General features: G+C 55.9%; 12 protein-coding genes. 8 read left to right on the forward strand and 4 right to left on the reverse strand.

All coding sequences use genetic code 11. The annotated features are described in order from the left end of the window. Positions 1–26 precede the first annotated feature (26 nt). From KO486_RS00695 to KO486_RS00710, 4 genes are all read left to right on the forward strand, one after another. The gene (locus tag KO486_RS00695) at positions 27–464 is read left to right on the forward strand and encodes a cupin domain-containing protein (RefSeq protein ID WP_216035306.1); all 438 of its coding nucleotides are present in this window, start codon (positions 27–29) and stop codon (positions 462–464) included. Between the two features lie 160 nt (positions 465–624). Next, a complete protein-coding gene (locus KO486_RS00700) occupies positions 625–1,311 on the forward strand; it encodes an FCD domain-containing protein (protein ID WP_216035307.1) in 687 nt (228 codons plus the stop codon). Positions 1,312–1,416: 105 nt separating this feature from the next. Then, positions 1,417–2,502, forward strand: coding sequence for a Gfo/Idh/MocA family oxidoreductase (locus KO486_RS00705; protein WP_216035308.1), 1,086 nt, complete (start codon positions 1,417–1,419; stop codon positions 2,500–2,502). Then, on the forward strand, positions 2,499–3,350 hold the full coding sequence (locus KO486_RS00710) for an NAD(P)-dependent oxidoreductase (protein WP_216035309.1): 852 nt from the start codon (positions 2,499–2,501) through the stop codon (positions 3,348–3,350). Before KO486_RS00705 ends, KO486_RS00710 begins: the two co-directional genes overlap by 4 nt. Before the next feature lie 25 nt (positions 3,351–3,375). On the opposite strand, the gene KO486_RS00715 is transcribed toward KO486_RS00710, so the two are convergent. Genes KO486_RS00715 through KO486_RS00725 form a run of 3 tightly spaced genes read right to left on the reverse strand, consistent with a single transcriptional unit; the run spans position 3,376 to position 5,950 of the window. Next, on the reverse strand, positions 3,376–3,831 hold the full coding sequence (locus KO486_RS00715; RefSeq protein WP_216035310.1) for a cupin domain-containing protein: 456 nt from the start codon (positions 3,829–3,831) through the stop codon (positions 3,376–3,378). Positions 3,832–3,852: 21 nt separating this feature from the next. Beyond that, a complete protein-coding gene (locus KO486_RS00720) occupies positions 3,853–4,764 on the reverse strand; it encodes a dihydrodipicolinate synthase family protein (RefSeq protein WP_216035311.1) in 912 nt (303 codons plus the stop codon). Between the two features lie 16 nt (positions 4,765–4,780). Next, entirely contained in the window at positions 4,781–5,950 is a 1,170-nt protein-coding gene (locus KO486_RS00725; protein WP_216035312.1) for a zinc-binding dehydrogenase, read from the reverse strand. Positions 5,951–6,376: 426 nt separating this feature from the next. Between KO486_RS00725 and KO486_RS00730 the strand changes: the two genes are divergently transcribed. From KO486_RS00730 to KO486_RS00745, 4 genes are all read left to right on the forward strand, one after another. Continuing rightward, a complete protein-coding gene (locus KO486_RS00730) occupies positions 6,377–7,033 on the forward strand; it encodes a hypothetical protein (protein WP_216035313.1) in 657 nt (218 codons plus the stop codon). 156 nt (positions 7,034–7,189) lie between these two features. Next, a complete protein-coding gene (locus KO486_RS00735; protein ID WP_216035314.1) occupies positions 7,190–7,957 on the forward strand; it encodes an SDR family oxidoreductase in 768 nt (255 codons plus the stop codon). Between the two features lie 108 nt (positions 7,958–8,065). Then, positions 8,066–8,359 carry a Dabb family protein gene (locus KO486_RS00740; protein WP_216035315.1) on the forward strand — a complete coding sequence of 98 codons (294 nt, stop codon included), beginning with the start codon at positions 8,066–8,068 and terminating at the stop codon, positions 8,357–8,359. 2 nt (positions 8,360–8,361) lie between these two features. Beyond that, positions 8,362–9,483 (forward strand): aminodeoxychorismate synthase component I, encoded by a 1,122-nt coding sequence (locus tag KO486_RS00745; protein ID WP_303435596.1) that lies wholly within the window; start codon positions 8,362–8,364, stop codon positions 9,481–9,483. On the opposite strand, the gene KO486_RS00750 is transcribed toward KO486_RS00745, so the two are convergent. Beyond that, positions 9,480–12,782, reverse strand: coding sequence for an error-prone DNA polymerase (locus tag KO486_RS00750; RefSeq protein ID WP_216035317.1), 3,303 nt, complete (start codon positions 12,780–12,782; stop codon positions 9,480–9,482). The two genes, KO486_RS00745 and KO486_RS00750, sit on opposite strands and share 4 nt — an antisense overlap.

Genomic DNA, 12,782 nt, shown 5'->3' on the forward strand with positions numbered 1-12,782 from the left:
TCCGAGTTTAGGAAATGAGGGAAAAGATGACAGCAGAGATCACTCAAACGGGAACTAAAACGACAGCTGGCGTCGTGGTGCGATACGATGACATCACCCCATTCGCGCGGGGGGATCTGGTCGAAACGCGATTGATGATCGGAAAGGCTGCCAGTGAAGGCGCGCCTTTTACGACCGGGACGACGATCTTTCCCGCCGGAAGCGCAGCTCCGCTGCACTCGCATAATTGTGCCGAGCAAGTCACCATTCTGTCGGGATCTGCGGAGGCAATGATCGGCGGTGACGTTGTTCAGCTTGGCCCGATGGACACGAGCTTTGTGCCGGCAGATGTTCCGCATTACTTTCGAAACACCGGGACTGGGCCGCTGACAATCTTGTGGATTTACGGCGCCCGCGAGGTAACCCGTACCTTTGTCGAGACTGGCGAAACGGTTGCGCATATGTCGCCTCGTGATCAGGTTTGACAGTAACCCATTTGCTGGTTTTCCAATGATGGTTGACCAAGCACAATACGGGTTGGCCTTTGGCCGCTGCCATCCCGAAAGTATAGCAACATAAGCCCTAGTAAAAAAGGGAATATCATGAAAGTTTGTGCCGAAATTCGGGGCAAACTTTGGTAAACCAATGCAAGATAAGACTCTCGCAAGAATGCGCAGCTGGGTTTCGGGATCTGGGCTAGCAAAAGGAGGCCGCCTTCCCTCGGAGCGGGCACTCTGTAGTGAACTTGGTGTAAGCCGCGCCGACCTGCGCAAAGCGCTCCTCGTTCTTGAGGCAGAAGGCATTTTGGATCGTCATGTGGGGCGGGGAACCTACCTATCAAAAACCGTGCGCCAGACCAGAAATGGCGCGGGTCTTGATCGCGCGATTGCTGAGTTGGCCGAAAGCACGGGACCGCTTGACGCGATGAATGCGCGACTGCTCCTCGAACCTGAAATTGCACAGCTCGCTGCGCTGCACGCAACGCCCTCGCAGTTACGTGAATTAAGCAGGTTATCTGCCTCTATGCGCGAGGCGACAAACTGGAAGGCCTACGAAAACCTCGATCGGGATTTCCACGAACTCATCGCCGCAGCATCGGGCAATACCCTGTTGGAAGCATTGCACAAAATGCTCAACGGGGTGCGTCTGATTGTTGTGTGGAGACGGCTCGATACGTCTGACCTTGGCCCTGATCCAAGCTATCATTCCTTTGGCGAACACGATGCAATTGTGACGGCGTTAGAAACGCGCGATGCCGCTGCGGCGGGGTCTGCAATGCGAGGGCATTTGGAAACCACGCGGGCAATGATGACCCATTCGGCCAATTCTTAACGAGACACTTCAGCAGAACTCATAGCGACCATCAGCAAAACTTGTTTGCTCCAAAAGGGGGGCATTCCTAGATTGATCAATAGTTTAAACATGATGGGAGTTAAGATGCGACAGGTTGAAGTGGCCGTAATCGGTACAGGCTGGTGCGGTGGAATGCGCGCTGAATCTCTGGCAAAATCGGCTCTCGTGGATAAGCTCCATATTTGTGAAGTGCGCCCAGAGCGCCTGCAAGAAATGAAAGAGCTGACCAACCCTGCATCTGCTACGGCTGACTATCAGGATATCGTGCGCAATCCGGCAATCGAAGTCGTGTATATCTCTACAACGCCCGAACCGACACATTACCCAATTGCCCGCGATTGCCTGAAAGCCGGTAAGCACGTCTTGCTGGAAAAGCCGATTGCGATGGAATTGGCTGAGGCAGATGATTTGATCGCGATTGCCCGCGAAAAAGGTGTGAAATTCACAATCGGCTATTCGCAACGGTTCAATCCGAAGATTGCCTACGCCAAGAAAGCGATCGCTGAAGGTAAGCTGGGTAAGGTCGTGAACGTCATGGTGAGCCGTCATTTGTCGCGCAGCCTTGGATCGCGAATTGCGGGGCGGGTCAAGCTGTCACCAGCGGCTATGGAATCTACCCATGATCTGGATTTCGTCTATTGGTTGCTGGATGCCAAACCGGTCAGGGTCTACTCGCAAGGGGCCTATGGTTTTATGGAAAAGCTTAACGGGTCCTATGATTGCATGTGGAACACCGTGAACATGGACAATGGCACTTTGGTTGTGGTCGGCGGGGGCTGGAATTTGCCACCTAGCTACCCGAATTACTGCGCGACTTGGATCGAAATCACAGGCACCGAAGGGTCGTTGATCCTTGATGACACATCACGGGACAACTGGCTTAACACCGTCGAAGGGGCGACCCAGTTCCCGATGTCGACCATGCCGGGTGAACATCTTGACCACATGTATGCAGGGCAGATGGGGCCGGAGACGCTGCATTTCCTTGAATCCGTTCTGTTGGACAACGAACCTGTAGTGTCGGCTGAACATGCGCGCATGGTTATGGAAAGCTATCTGGCTGCTGATATTTCGGCCAAGATTGGCGATCCTGTGGATCTTCCTCTTTCAAATCACTCGATGGCGATTCTGGCGGACATGATCGACGCCAATAAGCGCGAGGCAAGTTGACTTCGGTTGGCATATTTGGCCTCGGCCTGATTGGCAGTGCCCTCGGTCAGCGGCTCATTGAACAGGGGTATACCCCTTGTGGATTTGATCCGTCCGAGGAACGCCGCGCGAAACTCACGGAGATGGGGGGCGTGGCGTCCTCTGGACAAGATGTTTGGGCTTCGGATGTTGTCTTTTCTTGCGTGTTCGACACCGATCAGCTTGCAGATCTGATTGATGCGGCTCCGTCTTGCGACAGTATCCTCGTCTCGCTCAGCACCTGTGATCCTGAACGCATGGAGGGTTTGGCGGGCGTCGCTGCAGCGAAGGGCATCACCTTAGTTGAATCGCCGATTTCGGGCACCAGCGGTGCGCTCGCCAAAGGCGAAGTCTTACTTTTGGTGGCGGGCGGGGATGGGGTCATGCCACAACTCGAACCGCTTCTGAACGCAGTATCTCAACAGTTCATTCACGTCGGAGACATCGGAAACGGTAACCGCGCAAAGCTCGCAATCAATCTGGTGCTTGGACTCAATCGCGCGGCCATGGCAGAAGGCATTGCCTACGCCGAAGCGATCGGCCTGAAGGGCGCGGATTTTCTGACATTGGCCCGCGCTTCTGCCGCGCATTCACGAGCGATGGATTCCAAAGGGGATCAAATGGTCCAGCGCGCGTTCGAGCCCCAAGGCCGCATCGTCCAGTCCGCCAAAGACTTTGCGTTGATCCAGCAAAGCGCCGCTGCCGCAGGGCAGGGGCTGCCGTTTGCCGCGACCTATTTAGCCATGATGCAAGACGCGCTCGACAACGGAGAGGGCGATCTGGACAATTCGGCTATCCTCTTGCCGATTGCACGCACCCCGCCTGCGTAACCTTAGTCCGTCGCGAGCGGTCGTTTTAGACCTTTAACCGAATGCTATCGGGCACATCCAAGGGCGCGTTCTCTCCGTCGATAAATTCGACGGTAGCAAAGATTAGCTCGGTATCGCCAATGTTTTCAACGGAATGCACCATGTGATCACCCGCGCCATAGTTGAAATGCTTTGTCTCGCCTTGGTAGTGTTCAACATCGCGGATTTCGCCCGAGGAGAAATACCCTCGCGCCTCTCCTGCGACCAAAGCAGTCCAAAAATATCGGTTCACATGGCGATGAAACCTGCATCGTTTTCCTGGGGCAATCCGCAGATGCCACACCCGCATGGTTTCCGTTTCGGAGACCAGTTGGGACCCGACGCACCCGTTATTAATATCCTGCTGCATTTCTTCATAGAGCCCGTCAGGCCAATGGGAAAAGGCCAATGGGTCTGGGTTGATGACCACATGATCGGGTCCGTGATGTGATGTCTGTGACATTTCAGGTCTCCTGTTATGATCTTAGCTGGAAGAAAGTGAAGCCAAGTCGGCCTTCAGATTTGCCTTTTGATCCGCCGTGAGCGGCAACAGCGGCGGCTGCATCTGCAACCAGCTGTCATCCCCACTGCGCCATGCCTCGGCGGTTTTCATGGCGGCCATCAATGGATATTTCCCAGCCACGGCCCTTGCCTTTCGAACGGCGTCCATCTTGGTGTCTCGTGCCGGACCTTCACTCGCTTGACGAGCGTCTTGGACCTTATTGGCAAAGATGTTGGTCGATCCCGAAATAATGCCAGCACTGCCGATCGAAAGCCCGTCCCATAAGAAAGCCTCGGACGAAGGATATACATCAAAGTCCTGATCAATCCCGCCCGTGGCGTCGATGAAAGCGCGAGATTGTTCGAAGTCACCGCTGCTGTCTTTCAGCCCAGCAATGATCGGGCCGAATTCAGCACGCAGCTTTAGGACCAGATCAACAGACAATGGCACCTGAGACATTTGAGGGAAGTGATAAAGGTAGACGCGTAAATCGTCGCGGCCGACCAGTTCAATCAGCTTGGCATAGTACGCGAACAACCCCTCGTCAGAGGGAGACTTGTAGTAATAGGGCGGTAGCACAAGGGCGTTTGTATACCCTGCATCGCAGGCCGCACGGGTCAAAGCGACGGCATCCAGAAGGGATGGCGCGCCAGTGCCAAAGATAACGCGATCGGTTTCGATGTTGGCTTTTGCAAAAGCGGCGGGCAGGGCCAGACGGTCGGCCATTCCAACGGATGTACCTTCTCCGGTGGTGCCCGTGGGTGCGACACCGTCGCAACCGCCATCGGACAAAAGGTGTGTGCAGTAGTCGACTAGTTTTGCGTGATTGAGGCTGCCATCCGGTTGGAACGGAGAAACAGCGGCGGCATAAATGCCGCGTCTAGCTTTGGTCATTGTGGGGTCCTTGCGTTCATTTTGATTTTGCACCGCCAGTGACGCCCGGCTTGGTGGACACCACGACCTTGATCGCGTCATCAATCCGTTCGCGCGCATATTTCAGTGCCGTTGGCAGGTCTTCCAGCGGGAAGGTGTGGGTGTGAATAAGGCTGGCATCAAAGCGACCCGCAGCCATGAAGGCCATTGCGCGATGGGTGGCCGATTTGCCTTCGCCGCGGATGCCGTAGAGGTAGATATTATTGACGGCCAATGCGCCCAGATTGAACGAAACTGCGGATTTCGGGAACGCTGCAAGGCAGATGCGCCCACCACGGTTTGTCATTTCGACGGCTTGGTTAACTGTGGCCTCGGTGCCGGCGCAATCAACGACATAGTCGGCCCCTTTTCCGGTCAATTCTTTGACGCGGGCGACGACATCTTCGTTTCGGGCATCGATGACATGATCCGCACCAAGCTTGCTGCCAATCGCATTACGGCTTTCGCGCGTGCCGACAAGAACCACAGGAGATGCACCAAGGGCCTTTGCGACGGCGACTGCCAGCAAGCCAATCGGCCCCGGCCCAATCACAACGACGCTTTCGCCCGCCACAAGCCCGCCCAGTTCCGTCAGGCCATACATTGACGTGCCTGCGGTCACCACAAGGGTGGCTTCCTCATCAGACATGTCGTCAGGGACACGTATCATCGTGTTGATATTGTTGACCGCATATTCGGCAAACCCACCGTCGGTGGTGAACCCGTTCGCGCGGTGGCCTTTGTCATGGTCGCCATAGTTCAGACCGTAGTTGTGGCAGGAGGTATACATGCCCATGCGGCAGCGTTTGCACTGCCCGCAACCTGCGTGAATCTCGACGGTCACGCGGTCGCCCACTTCGAATTCATCAACACCCGGCCCCAATGCGGCCACCGTGCCCATGTACTCGTGCCCTGGGGTGTAATTCTTGTTGAAGGGCGATCCGCCTTCGATCAACGCGGGCGTTCCATAGGAGATGATTTCAAGATCGGTTGCACAGATGGCGACCGCATCAATCCGCACAAGAACCTCAGCTCGGTTCGGCTTGGGCGTTGGCTTTTCGATTAGTTTCAGCTCGTCAGGGTCGCCAAGGACCCAAGCCCGCATCGTCGATGGGACGTCATCCCCTAAGCCGTTCAATTCTTGCTGGTGTGTTGCCGCTGTGTTCATTGCGTTTTCCTCGCTAGATTAATGGTGGACCAATTTGAACATGGTCAACCGAATCTCTTCACCCGTTATCAACGGAATAAATTGCACTTTGCAATAAAAATAATGATGTTTTCGGTAGAGCGTGTGCGCTTTGCGTGCCTAAAGGGCAGTTAGATTGGTTGACCAATAGGGTGATCCTGGTCATCAGGGAAACTGATGCAGGCCATTAGGAAGTATGTTTTCGTGGATTGATCCGCCCTCGCTACGGTTCTCTCGGGTTGAGAGGGTGGTTGGATCAACGGTTGAGCGGCCAATGCCTAAATCGACGTCACCATTGGCGACAGCCGCGCATCACTTTCGAATATTACGATGGGCGCACGGACCGCGCGACGTGGTTGCACCAGATGGTGAACACCACAAAACAACGATGAAACTGGGAGATCGACAATGACACAGAGACTGACTGGCAAGAGCCACGAAGAAGCAACCGGAACCGCGAAATTGATTTTTGAGGCGTCCGACAGGTTTCTTGGTCGAACCGCAAACCTTCAGCGTATTCTGGCGACACATAGCCCGTATCTGGCCCGATGGTTTGGCGGTTTGGTTGCCTCTGTTCGCCAGCCTGACTTGGGGGCGACAACCGATCCGCGCCTAAGAGGATTGGCCTGCATCAAGACGTCGATGGTCAATGCTTGCGAATATTGCACATCCCACACGTCGGTCTTCGGTCAGGGGCTTGGGATTTCGGAAGAAGAACTCGAAGCGATGATGGACGATGGTTACAAGACCAACCCGCTCTTTAATGACCGTGATCGCGCGGCGATCGCATGGTCCGAGGCGATGACACAGAACACCGCCCAGCGCGACAAAGCGACATGGGAAAACATGAAGGCCAACTTTACCGACACGGAAATCGTCGAAATTTCGATGGCCTGCGCCTTGTTCAACATGATCAACCGCCTCAACGACAGCTTTTGGACGGATCTTGAATCGGTTGAGTACAATCAAAAGCAGTGGAACGCGGTGGATGGTCTCTCCATTGAAGAAATCGAAGCCTATGCAGGCAGCTTTGCTTCGGTTGGTGCTGCGGAACGCGGCGTTTAACGGGCGTCTTACCTTAGTCGCTCTCTTTGCCGTGGTCTCTCGACAAGGCATTGAAATTCGCGTCATTGTCTCCCGAGTCCGGCCGTCCCACCTTCGTGTGGGGCGGTATGGATTGTGACGCCATTTTCAAAGATGCTCTTTCTGGGAGGGAACAATATGCAGTCTCAATTGAACGCCGCACCTACGGATTTAACAGGCAAAGTGTGCCTTGTCACAGGGGCCGCTGGCGGGATTGGCCTTAGTGCTGTTTTGCATTTTGCGGCTCTTGGGGCGACGGTCTACGCAACAGATATTGCTGATACGTTCGACGGGCCCGCCAGCTATCGACCATTCAACCTGTTGGACGAAGCAGGCCTTTCGGAGTGCACGGATTGGATCTCCGAAATTAAGCCGGACGTGTTGTTCAACAACGCTGCCATCTTTGACATGGGGTCTGTTCTAGAGGCTGATCTTGCACAGTTTGATCGCCTGTTCGGCCTCAACGTGCGTGCGTTTTATGCCGTCCTTCAAGCAAGCGCCAAGTCTATGGTCGCCAACAGTCAGACCGGTTCCATTATCAACCTAGCGTCCCAAGCAGGCCATCGCGGTGAGGCCTTGGTCGCCCATTACTGCGCCACCAAAGCCGCGGTCATCAGCTATACGCAATCGGCAGCACTCGCGCTTGCGCCCCATAAGGTGCGTGTAAATGCCATTAGTCCGGGGGTGATCGATACGCCGATGTGGAAAGATGTTGATGCGTTGTTTGCCAAGTTCGAAGGTAAAGAGATCGGTCAAAAGAAACGCGAAGTCGGTGAGGCCGTTCCTCTTGGGCATATGGGTGATCCTTCTGATGTTGCCCGCGCCGCAGTTTTCCTCGCTAGTGATCAGTCGTCCTATATGACGGCTCAAACCATCGGGATTGACGGCGGCAACGTGCTGAGGTGATGAAACTCGGGCCGAGTCTGACCTTGGCTATTGCCCCCTTGAAACCGCGACAGGACTGAGACACATGTGGCATAGCTCTCGTTGTCCCATTTGGTAGGTGCCAATCCCGTGACCCAAAGATCATTCATTCGCCATGTTGTGCTGTTCAGTGCAAAGGACCAAGCCGATGTAACCCGCATCCGTGACGGGTTGTCGATGCTGGCTGGCATTCCGCATTCGTCCCTGTTCGAAGTGGTTGAAAACAGCCGCGCGGATGCGCTGTCCGGCGAAATTGATGTCGTTGTCTATGCCGAGTTCAAAGACAGCGCCGCATTGGCCGCCTATAAGGCCGACCCGATTTATCAGAAGGCGATTGAGGTCGTGCGCCCCTTGCGCGACATGCGGATCGCTGCTGACTTTTGAAGGTGGATAATCCCAATCGCATCCTGTTTGATCGCGGTCCAACAGGAACAGGGGCTGCGTTCAGCGATCCTATCAAGATGATCAGGGCCGATACGCCTGATGACGTTGATGCCGCATTTTCTGAGATGGCACAGGCGCAGGCGGATGGGAAATGGCTGGCTGGCTATCTGTCCTATGAATTTGGCTACCTGACCTCGTCCAAGTTACGGGATCTTTTGCCCGAAGACCGCGCCCTGCCGCTGATCCACTTTGGCGTCTTTGATGGCCCCGCGCCGTTGCCCGAACAGGATCAAAGCCGCGCGGACCTGACACCAACGGCCCCGCATTGGGGGCGCTCCCGATATGCCAAGGCGTTTGGCGCGGTGCACGATTACATTGGTGCAGGTGACATCTATCAGGCCAACCTGACGTTCCCGTTGAGTTCACGGACCAACGGTTCACCGGACGCTCTTTATGCCGCATTGCAGCAGCGCCAACCCGTGCCTCATGGTGCGTTGGTGGCCTTTGACGAAACGGTTCTGCTGTCGCGTTCTCCGGAACTGTTCTTTTCGTTGTCCCGTGACGGGGCGTTGATGACGCGACCGATGAAAGGCACGGCACCACGCGGTGCGAGCACGCAAGACGACAATGCGCTGCGCGATGCTTTGCAAGCGTCGGTTAAGAACCGCGCCGAAAATCTGATGATCGTGGATTTGCTGCGCAACGACATGTCGCGCGTGTCCGAAGTCGGCAGTGTTAAAGTGCCCGATATATTCGTGATTGAGCGTTTCGCGACGTTGCACCAGATGACATCGACCATCACATCGCAACTGCGCAAAGATGTTTCGCTCTATGATCTTTTCATGGCATTGTTTCCCTGTGGGTCCATCACTGGCGCGCCGAAGGTGCGGGCCATGCAGATCATTCGCGAACTCGAAGACACCCCTCGTGAGGCTTATTGTGGTTCCATTGGGTGGATCGCGCCCGACGGCACAATGGAATTCAACGTCGCGATCCGCACGCTGATGTATCAGCCTGATGGTTCTGTGCGTTTGAACGTCGGCGGCGGGGTGGTTTATGACAGCACCGCAGATGAGGAATACGAAGAAGCTTTGTTGAAGGCGCACTTTGCTGACCTGACCTAATGAAAATCCCGTGACTTCGGGATGATACGCGCGTTGCGCGGGTGTCCGCGTGGCCCTTGGGGCAGGGCCTGTTTCACTTCATCTGCTCGTGCAAGGGGCGTTGGCATCACCTCTCCTGAAAGGCGGTCCAACACATCGCTGCGATTTTCCAGATGGTGCGCGACGATGTGGATGACGTCTTCGCTGCGCTGCACGGTGCCGTGCACAGACAAAATCCGCGACCCCATGATCACCTTGCGATAAGCCTCCATCATCTTGGGCCACACGACGAGGTTGGCGACACCCGTTTCATCCTCAAGCGTGATGAAACACACACCTTTGGCGCTGCCCGGACGTTGGCGGATCAAGACGATGCCTGCCATTTTGATGCTTTGCCCGTTGCGTGCTGTGCGCAGCGATTTGGCATCTGTGTAGCCCTGCTTGCGCATGCTTTGGCGCAAGAATGCTATCGGGTGGGCCTTTAACGACAGCCGCGTCGTCTGGTAATCCGACACGACCTGTTCGCAGATCGGCATCTGTGGCAGCTCAAACCTCTGTTCTTCGCCCTCATCCCTGTGCTCGGAAAACAACGGCAAATCCGGTGCATCCCGTAGTGCCCGCGCATCCCACAGCGCTTGCCGGCGATCCAGAGTCATAGATCGAAACGCATCCGCCGCTGCCAATCGCCGCATCACCGCCGCGCCCAGCCCTGCACGAGACTTCAGGTCTTCCAAATCGGTGAATGGTTGCTGGCGTGCATCCATGACCCGCTGGGCCATGTCCTGACGCACCCCGTCCACCTGCCGCAACCCGAGCCGTACAGCGAACACCCCGCGCGCAACTGGTTCAAGCGTATTGTCCCAATCGCTGTAGTTCACATCCGCCGCCCGCACGATCCCGTCGTGTTCGCGTAAGTCCCTTACGATCTGGGCTGGGGCATAAAACCCGAGGGGTTGCGAGTTGAGCAAAGCGGCACAAAACACATCCGGATAGTGGCACTTGATCCAGCTGGAGACATAAACAAGATGCGCAAAACTCGCCGCGTGGCTTTCGGGAAACCCGTAGTCCCCGAACCCCTTGATCTGGTTGAAACAGCGGGTGGCGAATTCGGGGTCATACCCTCGCTTGATCATCCGCCCGACCATCTTTTCCTCAAGCTCGCCGATGGTGCCGCGTGACCGGAATGTCGCCATGGCCTTGCGCAGTTGGTTGGCCTCTGCGGTGGAAAACTCGGCGGCGACCATCGCAACCTTCATGGCCTGTTCCTGAAAGATCGGCACACCTTTGGTGCGGCCCAGAACCTTGAGCAATTCATCTGGGTCATGGGGCGGGGCAGGGGCTGGGTAATCCTCGGGTTCTACCCCACTGCGGCGGCGCAAGTAGGGATGCACCATATCGCCCTGAATAGGACCGGGGCGTACAATAGCAACTTGGATCACGAGGTCGTAGAATTCACGCGGTTTCAGGCGGGGCAACATGTTCATCTGGGCGCGGCTTTCCACCTGAAATACCCCCAGACTGTCGCCCTTACACAGCATGTCATAAACGGCATCATCATCTTGCGGCACGCTCGCCAGTGTGAAGGTCTTGCCGTAATGCGCGTCAATCAAATCGAACGCCTTGCGGATGCAGGTCAGCATCCCCAGCGCTAGGATATCGACCTTTAGGATGCGCAATTCTTCAATGTCGTCTTTGTCCCATTCGATGAAACTGCGATCAGGCATTGCACCGTTTCCAATCGGCACTGTTTCAATCAGCGGGTTCTCGGTCAGGATAAAGCCCCCGACATGCTGGCCTAAATGACGGGGCATTCCGATCATTTGATCGGCCAGTTTGATCGTGCGCGCCATGAGCGGATCACTGAGATCAAGGCCCGCCTCAGTCGCTTCTTTTGCGCCCACTTCGCGCCCCCAAGACCCCCAAATGGTTTTGGAAAGTGCCGTGGTGACATCTTCGGACAGCCCCATGACCTTGCCGACCTCGCGCACCGCCATGCGTGGGCGATAATGGATCACCGTGGCGCACAACGCGGCCCGCCCACGGCCGTATTTGGCATAGATGTGCTGGATTACTTCTTCGCGGCGTTCATGTTCGAAATCCACGTCGATGTCGGGTGGTTCTTTGCGCTCTTCGGAAATAAATCTCTCAAACAGTAGATCGTTTTGGTCAGGGTCCACGGCGGTGATCCCCAATACATAACAGACCGCCGAATTGGCCGCCGACCCGCGCCCCTGACACAGGATCGCGGGTTTGCTTTCGTATCGTGCGAAATTCACGATCTGGTGGATGGTCAGGAAGTACTGCGGGATGTCGAGCTTTTCGATCATCGCCAGTTCTTTGTTCAAGGCCGCCGTGACCTTTTCAGGCACGCCATTAGGGTAGCGCCAATCGGCACCTTTCCATGTCAGTTCGGTCAAGTAATCCTGCGGCGTGCGGCCCTCGGGTACGGTTTCGGTCGGGTATTCATAGGACAGCTCACGCAGGTCAAACTGGCAGGCATCCGCAACGACGCGGGTGGCACGAATGGCATGGGGCCAACGTTCAAAGAGGGTTTTCATCTGGGTCGCGGATTTCAAATGCCGTTCTGCGTTTGCTTGCAGTAAGAACCCTGCCTTCTGAATGGTGGTTTTGTGCAGGATACACGTCATCACGTCCTGCAACGGGCGTCGGTCTGGCGCGTGATAATGGACGTCATTCGTCGCGAGTATCGATACCCCATGGGCTTTTGCCAAAGCATCCAGTCGATTGATCCGCGCCACGTCATCCCCGTGATAAAGATAGCTGGCCGCGATGTGTCTCAATGTCGGCAAAGCTCGTTTCAGACGGTCGAAATCGGCAATGAACGTGTCCAACTGCGTGGGGGGCAGGGCAATCAATTGCACCCCGTCGCTGTGGATCGCGAGGTCCTCAAGGGTGATGTCACACACGCCCTTGGCCTGCCATTCGCCATCCACCCCATGCATTTTGCCCTTAGAGAGAAGCGCGCATAGCCGTCCGTAGGCCGCGCGATTGCGGGGATAGGCGAGAAATTCTTCCCCTGTGACCAGCGCCAAACGACAGCCAATCACAGGCCGCATGCAGGCTTTCAAGGCTTCTGAATGCAACCGCACAACTCCCGCCATGGTGTTTAGGTCAGCACACCCAATGGCGTCGTATCCCAGCGTCCATGCCGCCGCGGCCAAATCGGCAGCGTCTGACGCCCCGCGTAGAAACGAAAAGCAGGTGCTGACGCCCAGCTCAACGAACTCGCTGCGGGCATTGGGGGTGAACGCCCCTTCGTCCAATGTGTGACGGGGGAAATGATTGTCGATCTCAGGCAT

This window comes from Octadecabacter sp. B2R22, assembly GCF_018861045.1.
Lineage (GTDB): Bacteria > Pseudomonadota > Alphaproteobacteria > Rhodobacterales > Rhodobacteraceae > Octadecabacter.